The sequence below is a fragment of the Maribacter sp. 4G9 genome, assembly GCF_002742265.1.
GTDB lineage: Bacteria > Bacteroidota > Bacteroidia > Flavobacteriales > Flavobacteriaceae > Maribacter.
In genome coordinates this window covers 91,614-105,893 of sequence record NZ_MDGL01000173.1, presented here as the reverse complement: position 1 = coordinate 105,893, position 14,280 = coordinate 91,614, and the positions used below count along the sequence as shown (strand labels likewise).

The window sequence follows — 14,280 nt, the reverse complement described above, 5'->3', positions numbered from 1 at the left end:
GCCATGGGTACCGTAACGTTAAAGCCACGACTAGGTGAAGGAAGGTATGCGACTATTGATTCTTCTATCATATCTTTGTCAAGAATAAAGTACATAAAGGGTTGTTTTGGTTTGACTTATGTTTCACAACACAAATCTCTGCAACCCTGTCTTTCGATCCAAAAAAAGTTTAAACCACTTCAATTCTTATTTCTGTTATTCAATAATAAAAAAAGAAAAACTTGGTAAAACATTTAAACAATCTTCGAAAAAACATAGTACAATTGGGATGCTATTTCCAAACTCCGCTCTCTATATTTTTGAGTTTGTAGCTCGGTACCATCATAATCCTTTGGGTCGTCAAAGGTCATGGGTATGCGCTTTTCGGCACCGGGAATAAAGGGACAATTTTCATCTGCATGCCCACAGGTCATAACGGCCGCGAAATTGGATTCAGGATTAAAGGCCGCATCATAAGTCTTTGAAAATCCAACAATGGGCGAGCTATTGGCTCCATATTTGATGGCATACACCGGGTTTTCACCCTCTAATATTTTGTTTATTCTAAATCCAGAACCTTCCAAAGTATCGACAACCTTTGGAAACAAAGCAGTTGCCTCCGTACCTCCTGAATAGCTATATACCTTGGGGATATCAAAATAAGCCGCCATGGCTTGGGCCCAAATTTGGGACAAATGACTTCTCCTTGAATTATGGGTGCACACAAAGTTCAAGTTGATAGGTTCGCCCTCATCCCTTTTTTCCTGAATATATTCAATTAACGACTGTAAAATGGCCAAACGCCCTGCATCGGGCATGTATCCCCTAAGTTCCTTTATGTGACTTTTTAATTCCTTGAACATAACCACTGCTTAAAATTTAAGGACAATAGTACGAAGCCGTCGTCAAGAAAATAACATCGGAATAAAAACCTAACAATTATTTAATCTCAAAGGTCAAGGTAGCCCAATTGGATTCATAATCCACGACATCACCTTCCTTCTTTTCCATATGAATTGTGGCCACGTACCACTTTCCTTTTGATGTGGGCAGAATACTAACCATTCCATTCGCATTTGACTTTACGGAATTTTCGTTGGCATGGGCATCCTGGCCAGGCATGGAAGTACTGAAATGAACCGTATGGTTGGCCAAAGGTTTACCGTTTCGCAGCAATTTAAAGGCGACCCTATCCCCTAAAGTAATTTCAAAAGGATTGTTCAATGGAACGAACTCAATAGGATAGCCCAAAGGCTTCATAAAGTCGATGGAGGTATTCTCACCTACCTGTAGCAGAGCCTTTACGTGTTTTGAATACCGTTCCTTTGCGCCATTATTTGAAATTCCTGCTTGTTTTCTGTCGGCTATGGTACTTTCCAGGCCTTCATGTTCCAAATATTCATTGAAATCCTTGGCGTTCATTTCCAATATCCTGGGCAAAGTGGAGATCCCGGCTACATAGGTGCCTGATTCGCCCGTAGTATATTTAAGATAGGTGCTATTGTTTTCACCGTAATAATCACTGTCCGATGGTGCAAATTGGTATCCTGGACCAATGATTTTGGCGTTTACGATACGATCTCTGGTAATTTCATTTTCGCTTTTGTCAAAAGTACCGTTGAACAGATACAACAAACCCGATGTATTGGGCTTCAAAAAATGGGAATCGGTCTTTAAAAAAAGTTCATGGGAAGAACAAAGTAGCACAACAGCGAGTAGGGAAAATATTCGGAATGCGATTTTCATAATATAATATTTTGGACGTTTCATGATTTACGAAGTTATGACATTAAGGGTTTTATTTTAAAGCCGATTTATGATTTATATGCTTTTAAATTGTACAGACCCCAAACCATAAAAAGCAGTTCTAAGACCATGGCAATGAAAAAAGCCAAGGAAAACCCATCAATACATAGGCCTAAAAACCTTCCAAAAGCGATTCCACCCATAAAAAATACATTGTTGAGCGTTGCGGGCTTCCACAAAGTTGGCCGGAAGGCTCCCAACAGCCAATAGGTGCCCAGTCCCAGATAAATTCCCAAAATAGCCCTGAAGATATTCCTCAAGGCCAATGCTTCTACCTCAAAACCCAATGCCAGAGGCATGACATACGACGGGTGCAGACCGTACGCGAATCCTGCCACTATGACGATTGTTCCGGATAGCAACAATTGTAGGTTCCTAGGAAATTTTCTTTCCATCCCTTCTATATAATTTATAGTACCTGTAGGCCGCCAGAGCCCCTATAAAAGAAAAGCCGGCAATCATATAAAATACATGTTGATGCCCTTTCAACCCTGGACTCCAATCCAGCAATACCCCCATAACAGCTCCGGCAAAAATATCAGGGGTATAGCCAATGACCGATATAAGTCCCACTGCGGTCCCCGTCAATACCAAGGGTATCCTGCCACTTTCCATAACCGCAAAGTACAGGGCCCGAGCCGCATAAATCCCGGAGGTGACGATTAAAATGGAAAAAAGAAACAAGAAGACCGATGTGTCCACCACAAACCCCAAGGCGAATAGCATGGCGCCAAGAAAGGACACAACAAAACTCACAAATAGCCAAAAACTTGGTAGCGAACGGTCTGCGATTATTCCGATGCAGACCCCTACCACGGGTCTCACATAAAACAAAAAGGCTCCGGTTTTGGCTGCATCCACTTCATCGTACAACATGATCTTACTGGCATACAAGGAAAAGATATCCGTAAGTTTATAGCCAACATAGGCACAGAGTATGATGACCATCAATAGCAAAACCGATGGTAGTTTAAGCACCTGACCAATTTGTGCTATTGATATTTTCTCCAGAACGATTTCCTTTTCCAAGCTCTTTGGCAATTTCATAAAAAACCAGACCAAAAAACCCACTATTGCGACTATAGCGGACGAAACCAAGATTACCTTTCGAAACGCGAACCGACTTTCGCCAAGGTCGGCCACCTCCAAATTATCGGCCATAAACCAAGAAAAAACCACGACTCCCAAAGTGCCAAAGAACGCTCCTACAAGTCCTCTTCCCCCGTCCAGGAACCCATATGCCTTTCCTTGGGAATTTCTTCCTCCCCAAACCCTCGTGGCCTTTATCATGGGGGACCAAAAAAGGAAAATAGTAGTAAAGCCCCAATATCCATATAGTATCTGTAAATAATGAAACTCAGGAAAGGTGGCAAAGTAAAATCCCCCAATGGCTGTCGTCCAAAGACCCATGGCAATCAATTTTTGTGGCGGGTATTTATCTGCCAAGGGCCCGCCAAAAAAATAGGAGACCAAGGCAACCACCCCATAGACCGAAAAGCAGAGACCCAATTCCGTATTGTTAAGTTCAAACACCTTTAATATCGTAGGCCGGAAAACTCGCTGTAGGACAAAGGGCAAAATAAAGACACTTTCTCCGGCTAAAATAAGTAAGGCCAAGTAATACCAAGGTGCTCTTTTTTCGGTATCCATTACTTTTCTTGAATTGGAATCCAAATCTCCTCTTCGGAATTGGGATCGTTATTTTTATACTTTTCACCAAGTACCTCAAGATGGGGTCGACGGTCCAGCCGATATGTAGAAGTTGGCAACCACTCGCTAAAGATGTATTGGAATATGCCGGGGTCATTGCTTGCCCCTTTGTATTCAAAAACCGCATATTTTCCCGCGGGCAAATCAAAAGAATGCATTCCCTGGGGGATATGAGATACCTCCGATACTTCCACGGCAGCCCATTTTTCAAATGGCATGGTTGGATCAAATTGCCTGAAAAAGTCTTTGGGATAGTTTTGAAGTGAGATAAAATCAGTTGAAATCCTATGGGAAATCGTGGGAACACCGGCCCGGAATCCTTCCCAAAGTTTCCTAGTCTTGTTGTTGGAAATACTCATGTAGCAGTACACACCAATCAATTTTCTCGCCTTTATTACTTCAATTATTGGTGTGATCTTCAAAATTTTTGAATTGGATTTAGTTTATCTTACCCCTTTGGGATTTTAATACGCTTGCGGTCACGAGCAATTGTCCCATATGACGCTGGCTATGCTCCGCCGCATGAAAAAGGAGCCCCAAAACCGTTGAGGGTAGTTTCTTTCTTCCAACGAATCTTGGCTCCATTAGAATATCTTCAGAAAGGCCCTTAAAATAAGCCAACGCCCCTTCCACCTGATCTTTAAAACCTAACTTCAATCCCTCTAGTGTCAATCCTTCCTTGGGCACACCTTCGTTTCTTAGATATTCGAACTGGGCGTTTGTAAGTGAATCTCCTTTGGCATACGTAATCATTCTATCTAGTACACCTGTCATGTGTTGTGTATGAAACCCAACCGATGCCCTACCCTCCAAATGTTCCCAAACCAATTTTTCAGGAAAATCCCTCAAATAATCATGGATCTCCTTATTGGATTGCAACAAAGCGTGTGCGGCCGGTTGCAGAAGTGAAGGAATTCCTTCCACGGACCCTCGCAACCAATACTCGATAGTATCGCATTTTTCTGTTTTCCCCATGTATTACCCAGAGAATTTTTCCTGCACTAAGGAGCTGAGAATATAAAACAGGATGATGAATGGAATGGCCAGAAATTTCATGGTGATAATCATGACCAAGCTTATAATCAAGAAAATATAACGCAATGCATTGTCCTTAAAACTCCAATTTTTAAACTTCAGCGCAAACAATGTGAGGTTACAATTGAGCAAATAGGCACTTAACAGGGTAAGCAGGACCAAAAACCAAGGGTTCAAAATAATGGCGTTGACCGTGTCGCTCCCATTGTAAAAAAGAATAAGGGGCAAGGAAATGATGAGTAATGCGTTTGCTGGTGTTGGCAGGCCGATGAAGGATGATACCTGGTTTTCATCCAAATTGAAATTGGCCAAACGATAGGCGGACGCCATGGTAATGACAAATCCGAAAAAGGGAAAAAAGGAAATCACATCAACCCCTGATTCCCCAAAAAATGGCGCTCCGTTTATATTCCATCCACCACTCTGCGACATTGCCAACAACTGAAACATGACGACGCCGGGCACCAGTCCACTGGTAATTACATCGGCCAGGGAATCCAATTGAAGTCCAAAGTCACTTTTTACATTCAACAACCGGGCGGCAAGGCCATCAAAAAAATCAAAGAAAATGCCCAATGCCACAAATAGGGCTGCCATTTCCAACTTGTTCAATACGGCAAAAACTGTGGCCACACAGCCACAAAAGACATTCAATAAGGTAATAAAATTGGGAAGGTGTTTTTGCATGAATGAAAGGAATCAATATTTAGTTCTATACCTCGATTTCGAGTAAAAATAAGATAAATTGGTTATTATTCGCATCTTTGTGCAAGCATCTACTCTTTTCAACTATGTTTCAAAGAAGCGTACCAATATTTCTGGTTTTGTTTTTTGGTTTTGTGGGATTCTCCCAAAAAAACCAGATTTCACCGGTATCCAAAATCAGTCTGTTGACCGTGGGAACAGGGGAAGAACTTGCCGCCAAATTTGGTCATAGCGCCATCCGTTTTCAGGATGCTACTTTGGGAATCGATGAAGTTTACGGCTATGGGACCTATGATTTTGAGGACCCCAACTTTTATTTGAACTTCATACGGGGAAAATTGGCCTATACTATTTCTAGAATGCCGTTCAACTACTTTAAGAGAAGCTATGAAATTGAAAAACGTTGGGTTAGGGAACAGGAACTGGATTTGAACCTAGATCAAAGAACGGCCATTGTGGTCTTTCTGGAAAACAATCTCCTACCGGAAAACAGAAAGTACCAGTATGATTTTCTATTCGATAACTGTGCGACCAAAATACCGTTGGTCTTTGAAAAAACACTGGGCCCTTCCTTGAAGTTCGACTATTCCCAACTAAAGGAGTCGTATACCTTTAGGGAATTGATTCACCAGAATTTAGAGCTCAACTCATGGTCGAATTTTGGCATCGACTTGGCACTTGGCGCGGTCATAGATAGAAATGCCACCCCTTATGAACTTATGTTCCTACCACTGTATGTATATGAACAAATGAAACATACCACGCTGGAAGGAACGCCCATAGTGAAGAAGGAGTCGGTTTTGGTCGATATCCCCCCACAGTCCTATTCCACCCCATTCTTAGTTTCTCCCATTTTCTGGCTCTCTACGCTGTTATTGCTTGTTGGCTATGTAACTATTAAAGACTATCGAAATAGAAAAAGAACCAAGTGGCTCGATTTATTTTTATTTTTAAGTACCGGTTTGGCCGGTACTCTTATCGTATTCCTTTGGTTTTTTACGGACCATGACGCCACCAAAACGAATTTTAATCTGTTATGGGCCTTTGCACCGAACCTTTTCGTGGCCTTTCTTTTGATTAAAAACTCGGTACCCAACTGGATTCGGCCCTATATCTATGTATTGTTGGGATTGCTGGTCCTTACTTTTATATTGTGGTTGATAAAATTTCAGGTTTTTTCCATACTCGTAATATTTATTCTGCTGAGTTTGGCGCTTAGATATCTATTTTTGTTAGATCATTTGAAGAAAACGGAATAATTCCTGCCCCCTAACTACTAACCCCTAACTCATAGATATTATAGAATGAACCTACTTACCGTTGAAAATATTTCTAAATCCTATGGGGAGCTGGTGCTCTTCCAAGATTTGTCCTTTGGTATCAACAAAGACCAAAAAATAGCACTTATCGCCAAAAACGGTACGGGAAAAACATCGATACTTAATATTCTATCCGGGGATGACCAACCTGATTCCGGACAGGTGAACTACCGTAAAAGTATACGGGCTTCTTTTTTGGACCAGGAACCCAATTTAAATCCCAATTTAACGGTTGAGGAGACCATATTCGCTTCGGACAATGAAATTCTAAAGGTAATCGCCAGTTATGAAAAAGCACTGAACAATCCAGAGGACACGGACGCCTATCAAAAGGCATTTGAAGCCATGGACCGTTTTGAGGCTTGGGACTTTGAAACCCAATACAAACAGATTCTTTTTAAGTTAAAATTGGAAGACCTTAACGCAAAGGTGGGCAAATTATCCGGAGGACAAAAAAAACGATTGGCCTTGGCCAATGCCATGATAAACAAACCGGATCTCCTCATACTGGATGAACCTACCAACCATTTGGACCTGGAAATGATTGAATGGTTGGAGGCCTATTTTGCTAAAGAAAATTTCACCTTGTTCATGGTTACGCACGACCGCTATTTTTTGGAAAGGGTCTGTAATGAGATTCTGGAACTGGAAAATGGCAAACTCTACTCGTATAAAGGCAATTACTCCTATTATTTAGAAAAAAAAGAAGCGCGAATAGAACAAGAATCGGTTGAACAGCATAAAACGGAAATCCTCTACAAAAAAGAACTTTCCTGGATGCGCAGACAACCCAAGGCCAGAACGACCAAATCAAAGTCCAGAATAGATGACTTCCATACTATTAAGGAAAAAGCGAGCCAATGCAGAAAGGACCATGAGGTTCAATTGGAACTTAATATGGAAAGGATGGGCAATAAGATCATCGAAATCCATAAAGTCTCCAAGTCCTTTCCTGGCAAGATGATACTTGACAAGTTCGACTATTCCTTTACGAAAGGGGAACGTGTGGGCATTATTGGGAAGAACGGCACGGGCAAATCTACCTTTTTAAATATTCTGACCGGAAAGGACGTACCCGATAGCGGCAAGGTAATTATAGGCGACACTATTAAATTCGGTTATTACACCCAAAAAGGGATTCAAATCAAGGACGGCCAAAAGGTCATTGACGTAATAAGGGAATTTGGGGATTATATTCCGCTGATGAAAGGAAGACAAATCTCGGCCCAGCAATTATTGGAGCGATTTCTTTTTGATAGAAAAAAACAATACGACTTTGTTGAAAAATTAAGCGGTGGGGAACGCAAACGGCTTTATCTATGTACGGTTTTGATTCAGAACCCAAACTTTCTCATACTGGACGAACCTACAAACGATTTAGACATCGTGACCCTAAATGTACTGGAAAGCTTCTTGTTGGATTTCCCCGGATGTCTTATCGTGGTGTCCCATGACCGTTATTTTATGGATAAAATCGTAGACCACCTTTTTGTGTTCAAGGGCGAAGGCGTCGTTGAGGATTTCCCCGGAAATTATTCGGATTACAGGGCCTATGAAGACAGCAAGGTGATTGAGCAGCGCGAACAAAAGGAAAAATTGGAACCTGAGAAAAACACGTGGAAAGAACCCGAAAAAAACAAACTTTCCTACTTGGAACAAAAGGAGTACAAAAACTTGGAAAATGAAATAAAACAATTGGAATCCAAAAAAGTGGCACTACAGGAAAAGTTTACGGATACTTCCTTAACGGGAGAGGAAATAGAAGCACTTTCCATTGAACTTGGAGAAATTTCGAATACCATAGAAAAAAAAACGGAACGTTGGTTTGAACTTGCGGACCAAATGGGATGATAAACCCCAAAAAAATTATATTCCATAAAGGAACCTCTCGACGAACAACACCTTTTTTCGATAACCTGTTTTTTGTGTAAGGTACGTTTGTCGAGCGAATTTTACACTTAATCCGGATCATTACCGGATAACGAGAAACCACTGTTTTTCAACGAATGGGAACCCCCTGAAATACGCTTGCGATAGTTATAATAGTGTAACGAAAGCAAGTCATGAAAACAATAGCGACCATCATCTTCATCTTCTTCATAGGGACCGCGGCCAGCGCACAAGACAGGAACGAGACCGTTAAGGTCGAGACGATAGAGATGGGCATCGTTACCGAAACGGCTTACTCAAAAAAAATCGAAAATAAGCGGGAAGTGGCCCGTTTGTACAGGTTCAAGAATTCAAGGATCAAAAAGGAACTTTCCTTCGCGACCAAAAGGAACAGCCCCAAAATGGCATAAAACACTCATATTATCCCCTCGGTGACCCTACCTGCCGAAAGGCAGGTTTGGGGCTACCCCATTCCCAAAAATAAATCACGATATAGTCAAAACCCCAACCTGGTTGGTCGTTATCGGAAAAATAAAAGGTATTAGTACATTTGGGGAATTTTGAAAGCCCTTAAGTGTTTCAGTTTCTTTCGTATTTAAAATTTCTCATTGGCTCCACCAATCAACACGGGGTACATTCGCCATTTGTATACAATTTGTTGACCAAGGGTCTATATAGCGAAAAGAAACAGGGTGTGAGTGTTAAGGAGCATGTGCTAACTACGGCAATTTCTTATTTTAATTATAAAAGTATTGCATTTGTCTGTGCAGACGACTATATTATAAATCGGATAGTTGCTATTTTTGGCCATTTGGAATTTGACACGCTGCCACTGGATGTAATTTTTGTTGAAGAAAATGGTAAGGTATTTACCTCCATTTCCAAAGAAAGTTACCATAACGATACGATGCTAATGATAAGCGGAATTTACAAAAACAAACAGCGAAAAGTAGCATGGCAAAACATTAAGGAACTGCCAGAAGTAACTGTCACCATAGATTTGTTCCATTGCGGACTGGTCTTTTTTAGACGTGAACAGGCCAAGGAACACTTTAAAATTAGAATTTAACACACTCAATGGCCTATTATGGATAATTCAATTTACATAGTCTTAGGGGTTGTTTTCGCCATTTATCTGGTAATCACCATTACCAACAAAAGAAAAAACAAGGAACGAAAGTCCCGTAAGTTCATGGGGGATTACAAGCGTAAAAGAAAAGAGGATTAAAGCTATTCCCTTGCCCTATTTAAACATTATTAAAATAGTAACAACATACTGTCAAAAATGAAAATCTACACCAAAACAGGAGATAACGGCACCACATCGCTCTTTGGCGGCACGAGGGTTCCCAAACATCACATTAGAATAGATAGTTACGGAACCGTGGACGAATTGAATTCTTGGCTTGGGCTGATTGCGGGACAGGAAATACCTGAGAAATATAAAGACGAGCTACAGACAATCCAGAAAAAACTCTTTACCGTTGGAGCCATTTTGGCAACAGAACCGCAAAAGGCAACACTCAAAAATGGACAAGAACGTCTGAATATTGAACGAATTGGCAGTGATGACATTGTATCCCTTGAAATGTCCATGGATAGCATGGACGAAGAGTTGCCACAAATGACACATTTTATATTACCAGGTGGACATCCCGCAGTGTCATACTGTCATATTGCGAGAACGGTATGTAGAAGGGCAGAAAGAAAAACGACCATTCTATACGAGAACGAACCCTTTGACACGAACGTTCTTACCTATTTAAACCGACTCTCAGATTATCTTTTTGTGTTGGCACGAAAGTTGTCAATGGATTTGGGAGTTAAGGAAATAAAATGGATTCCCGAGAAAAGGGACTAATAAATTCACATTTTATGCGTTATCAATTTATCAATGCAAAAAATATGTTGATAACTCGGTCTAAATAATCACAATTTATCTTGGCCGTTTCCAATTAAAATTTATTTTTGCAAAAATTTTAAAATCAAACAATTACCATGTATTGGACATTAGAATTAGCATCTTATTTAAGCGATGCACCTTGGCCGGCAAGTAAAGATGAGTTAATAGATTACTCTATCAGAACCGGTGCTCCCTTGGAGGTTGTGGAGAATTTACAGTCCATGGAGGAAGAAGGTGGTGAAATCTATGAATCTATCGAAGAGATTTGGCCAGATTATCCAACTGAAGAAGATTACCTCTGGAACGAGGACGAATATTAATATTCCCATATCACAATAACTACTTAAAAGTCTCCTTGGAGGCTTTTTTTTTATGTAATTTTGGCAGTCTAAAAAAGAAAACCAGTGTTTTTTCATACTGGAACAGCTTTTGAACAAGTGAATTGTCGAATTAATTGTCCATAACGGCAAATGGATCGTAAACGGCACAGGTAATCCTGTTGAAATTGTTTACAAATCAAATTACAAACACAGACTATGAGTATTATAAATTCTATACTGAAGGCTTTTGTAGGTGACAAATCCAAGAAAGATGTAAAGGAGCTTCAGCCTTTGGTAGACCAGATAAAGTCCTTTGAAAGCGAATTCGAGAAATTAAGCCATGATGAACTAAGGAACAAAACGATAAGTTTTAAGCAGACCATTAAGGATTCCTACCAAGATATTACGGATAAAATCAAGGAACTTGAGAAAGAAGTTCAGGAATCCAACGATATCGACAAAAACGAGGAAATCTATGCGGAAATTGACAAGTTAAAGGAAGATGCCTATAAAATATCCGAAGACGCCCTAAACACTATTTTACCAGAGGCGTTCGCGGTCGTCAAGGAAACGGCCAAACGCTTCGCGGCAAATGAAACGATAACGGTTACAGCTACGGAGAACGACCGAAAATTATCCGGTGAAAAAGAATATGTATCCCTGGACGGCGACAATGCCGTTTGGAAAAATTCTTGGAACGCCGCTGGAAAACAGGTCACTTGGGACATGGTACACTATGACGTTCAGTTGATTGGGGGAATCGCCCTTCACCAAGGAAAAATTGCGGAAATGCAAACAGGTGAAGGAAAGACCTTAGTAGCTACCCTTCCCCTCTATTTGAACGCACTTACAGGTAATGGTGCCCACTTGGTGACCGTAAACGACTATCTGGCTAAAAGGGATAGTGCCTGGATGGCCCCAATTTTCGAATTTCATGGACTTTCGGTAGATTGTATCGACCATCACAGGCCAAACTCGGACGGAAGAAGGGCGGCGTACAATGCGGATATTACTTACGGAACCAATAACGAGTTCGGTTTTGATTACTTAAGGGACAATATGGCCCATACCCCTAAGGACCTGGTGCAGCGTCTGCATAACTACGCCATAGTAGATGAGGTGGATTCTGTTTTAGTGGATGATGCCAGAACGCCCTTGATTATATCTGGACCGGTACCTGAAGGTGACAGACATGAATTTAATGAGTTGAAGCCCAAGGTCAGCGAAATTGTTCAAAAACAAAGACAACACTTGACCGGGGTCTTGGCAGAAGCCAAAAAATTAATTGCGGAGGGCAATACAAAGGATGGTGGTTTTCTATTGCTGCGTGTGTATAGGGGCCTACCAAAAAATAAGGCTCTTATTAAATTCTTGAGTGAGGAGGGTGTAAAACAACTGCTCCAAAAAACGGAGAATTTTTACATGCAGGACAACAACCGTGAAATGCCCAAGGTGGATGAAGACCTGCTTTTCGTTATCGATGAAAAAAACAACCAGATAGAGCTTACGGATAAAGGTGTCGATTATATATCAGGGGAACAAAACAGGGATTTCTTTGTAATGCCCGACATTGGGGCCGAAATTGCCAAAATTGAACAACAAAACCTTGATATTGAGGAGGAGGCGGAATTGAAGGAGGAACTTTTCAAGGATTTTACCGTCAAGAGCGAACGTATCCATACCATGAGCCAGTTGTTAAAAGCCTATACACTATTTGAAAAGGATGTGGAATATGTGGTAATTGACAATAAGGTGATGATCGTGGATGAACAGACCGGTCGTATTATGGACGGTCGTAGATATTCCGATGGTCTTCATCAGGCCATTGAAGCCAAGGAGAATGTAAAGATTGAAGCCTTGACACAAACCTTTGCCACCGTTACCCTACAGAACTATTTTAGGATGTACAGCAAACTGGCCGGTATGACAGGTACCGCCATAACGGAGGCAGGCGAGTTCTGGGAAATCTACAAACTGGACGTCGTTGAGATACCTACCAACAGACCTATTGCAAGGGACGATAGAAACGACTTGATTTATAAAACGAAGCGCGAAAAGTACAATGCCATCATTGACGAGGTAACCAAATTAAGTCAGGCCGGAAGACCCGTGCTCATTGGTACTACATCGGTAGAAATATCAGAATTACTTTCAAAATTACTGAGCGTACGTAAGGTTCCGCATAACGTGTTGAACGCCAAATTGCACAAGAAGGAAGCGGATGTTGTTGCAGATGCGGGTAATCCCGGAGTTGTGACCATTGCCACCAACATGGCGGGCCGTGGTACGGATATTAAACTAACCCCCGAAGTAAAAAAAGCGGGCGGTTTGGCCATAATTGGCACGGAACGACACGATTCAAGGCGTGTGGACAGGCAGTTACGAGGACGTTCCGGGCGACAAGGGGACCCAGGAAGCTCTCAATTCTATGTATCCCTGGAAGATAACCTTATGCGACTTTTCGGTTCGGATAGGGTCGCCAAGATGATGGATAAAATGGGCTTGGAGGAAGGTGAGGTCATCCAACACAGCATGATGACCAAATCCATTGAACGAGCGCAGAAAAAAGTCGAGGAGAACAACTTTGGGGTGCGTAAGCGACTTTTGGAGTATGATGATGTAATGAACGCCCAACGAGAAGTTGTTTACAAAAGAAGGCGCCATGCCTTACAGGGGGAACGACTCAAAGTGGATATTGCCAATATGGTTTACGATACCTGTGAGGTAATTGTGGAGGGTAACAAAGCTGCCAACGATTATAAAAACTTTGAGTTTGAATTGATCAAATATTTCTCCATGACCTCACCGGTGAGCGAGGAGGAATTTGGCAAACTCAGTACCCAGGAAATAACCGGTAGGGTATACAAGGCAGGTTACGACCATTATAAGGAAAAAATGGAACGCAATGCGGCCACCGCACTACCCGTAATCAAAAAGGTTTACGAGGACAATGCAAATAATTTTGAGCGTATCGTAGTACCCTTTACGGATGGTATTAAAACGTTGAATGTAGTCACCAACCTGCAAGAAGCGTATGAAAGTAATGGGAAGCAACTGGTGACGGATTTTGAAAAAAATATTTCCTTGGCCATCATCGATGACTCCTGGAAAACGCATCTACGCAAAATGGATGAATTAAAACAGTCCGTTCAATTGGCCGTTCATGAACAGAAAGATCCTTTGTTGATTTATAAGTTCGAAGCTTTTGAACTATTTAAACAAATGATTGAAAAGGTAAATAAGGAAATTGTTTCCTTCCTATTTAAAGGGGAACTACCTTCCGGAAATCCCAATGATATTAGGGAGGCCAGAAACGCTCCACAACGCAAGGAAAAAATACAGACTTCAAAGGAAGAAATCCCCAACAGTGACGAACTGGCAGCACAGAATAGGGCTGCAGGACAGACACAAAGACAACGACCATCGGTTACGGAAACTATTGTAAGGGAGCAACCCAAAATTGGTAGAAATGAAAAAGTGACCATTAAAAATGTAATGTCGGGCGAAAGTAAAACCGTGAAATATAAACAGGCAGAACCACTTATTTCCAAAGGGGAATGGGTTCTGATAAACGATTAAATCTTGATTAACCTTAAAAAAGGTGCTCAAATGG

15 protein-coding genes are annotated in these 14,280 nt (G+C 41.3%); 8 read left to right on the top strand and 7 right to left on the bottom strand.

The genetic code is table 11. The features are described from left to right. Positions 1 to 233 precede the first annotated feature (233 nt). The 7 genes from BFP75_RS18070 to BFP75_RS18040 form a co-directional block, all read right to left on the bottom strand. Positions 234 to 842, bottom strand: coding sequence for a low molecular weight phosphatase family protein (locus tag BFP75_RS18070; RefSeq protein WP_099546743.1), 609 nt, complete (start codon positions 840 to 842; stop codon positions 234 to 236). A 76-nt stretch (positions 843 to 918) separates the two neighbouring features. After that, on the bottom strand, positions 919 to 1,725 hold the full coding sequence (locus BFP75_RS18065) for a DUF4198 domain-containing protein (protein WP_165776633.1): 807 nt from the start codon (positions 1,723 to 1,725) through the stop codon (positions 919 to 921). A 68-nt stretch (positions 1,726 to 1,793) separates the two neighbouring features. Continuing rightward, positions 1,794 to 2,180, bottom strand: coding sequence for a DUF4345 domain-containing protein (locus tag BFP75_RS18060; RefSeq protein WP_099546741.1), 387 nt, complete (start codon positions 2,178 to 2,180; stop codon positions 1,794 to 1,796). Beyond that, complete coding sequence (locus BFP75_RS18055; protein WP_099546740.1) at positions 2,161 to 3,435, bottom strand: MFS transporter; 1,275 nt, start codon at positions 3,433 to 3,435, stop codon at positions 2,161 to 2,163. Before BFP75_RS18055 ends, BFP75_RS18060 begins: the two co-directional genes overlap by 20 nt. Then, on the bottom strand, positions 3,435 to 3,917 hold the full coding sequence (locus BFP75_RS18050; RefSeq protein WP_206073572.1) for a GyrI-like domain-containing protein: 483 nt from the start codon (positions 3,915 to 3,917) through the stop codon (positions 3,435 to 3,437). The genes BFP75_RS18055 and BFP75_RS18050 overlap by 1 nt, the downstream gene beginning before the upstream one ends. 16 nt (positions 3,918 to 3,933) lie before the next feature. Then, a complete protein-coding gene (locus BFP75_RS18045; RefSeq protein WP_099546739.1) occupies positions 3,934 to 4,470 on the bottom strand; it encodes a DinB family protein in 537 nt (178 codons plus the stop codon). A 3-nt stretch (positions 4,471 to 4,473) separates the two neighbouring features. Further along, positions 4,474 to 5,217 carry a CDP-alcohol phosphatidyltransferase family protein gene (locus BFP75_RS18040; protein WP_099546738.1) on the bottom strand — a complete coding sequence of 248 codons (744 nt, stop codon included), beginning with the start codon at positions 5,215 to 5,217 and terminating at the stop codon, positions 4,474 to 4,476. 104 nt (positions 5,218 to 5,321) lie between these two features. Here BFP75_RS18040 and BFP75_RS18035 point away from each other — a divergent pair, with 104 nt between their 5' ends. From BFP75_RS18035 to secA, 8 genes are all read left to right on the top strand, one after another. Continuing rightward, complete coding sequence (locus BFP75_RS18035) at positions 5,322 to 6,494, top strand: DUF4105 domain-containing protein (RefSeq protein ID WP_099546737.1); 1,173 nt, start codon at positions 5,322 to 5,324, stop codon at positions 6,492 to 6,494. Positions 6,495 to 6,539: 45 nt separating this feature from the next. Continuing rightward, positions 6,540 to 8,405: an ABC-F family ATP-binding cassette domain-containing protein gene (locus BFP75_RS18030; protein ID WP_099546736.1), complete on the top strand. Its 1,866-nt coding sequence runs from the start codon at positions 6,540 to 6,542 to the stop codon at positions 8,403 to 8,405. Positions 8,406 to 8,617: 212 nt separating this feature from the next. Continuing rightward, a complete protein-coding gene (locus BFP75_RS18025; RefSeq protein WP_099546735.1) occupies positions 8,618 to 8,854 on the top strand; it encodes a hypothetical protein in 237 nt (78 codons plus the stop codon). 164 nt (positions 8,855 to 9,018) lie between these two features. After that, positions 9,019 to 9,513 carry a hypothetical protein gene (locus BFP75_RS18020; protein WP_099546734.1) on the top strand — a complete coding sequence of 165 codons (495 nt, stop codon included), beginning with the start codon at positions 9,019 to 9,021 and terminating at the stop codon, positions 9,511 to 9,513. 18 nt (positions 9,514 to 9,531) lie between these two features. After that, the gene (locus BFP75_RS21960) at positions 9,532 to 9,672 is read left to right on the top strand and encodes a hypothetical protein (protein ID WP_165776632.1); all 141 of its coding nucleotides are present in this window, start codon (positions 9,532 to 9,534) and stop codon (positions 9,670 to 9,672) included. A gap of 57 nt (positions 9,673 to 9,729) precedes the next feature. Then, the gene (locus BFP75_RS18015; RefSeq protein WP_099546733.1) at positions 9,730 to 10,305 is read left to right on the top strand and encodes a cob(I)yrinic acid a,c-diamide adenosyltransferase; all 576 of its coding nucleotides are present in this window, start codon (positions 9,730 to 9,732) and stop codon (positions 10,303 to 10,305) included. Positions 10,306 to 10,442: 137 nt separating this feature from the next. After that, positions 10,443 to 10,667 (top strand): DUF2795 domain-containing protein, encoded by a 225-nt coding sequence (locus BFP75_RS18010; protein WP_027064442.1) that lies wholly within the window; start codon positions 10,443 to 10,445, stop codon positions 10,665 to 10,667. A 216-nt stretch (positions 10,668 to 10,883) separates the two neighbouring features. Then, on the top strand, positions 10,884 to 14,246 hold the full coding sequence (secA, locus tag BFP75_RS18005; RefSeq protein WP_099546732.1) for a preprotein translocase subunit SecA: 3,363 nt from the start codon (positions 10,884 to 10,886) through the stop codon (positions 14,244 to 14,246). The last annotated feature ends 34 nt before the right edge of the window (positions 14,247 to 14,280 follow it).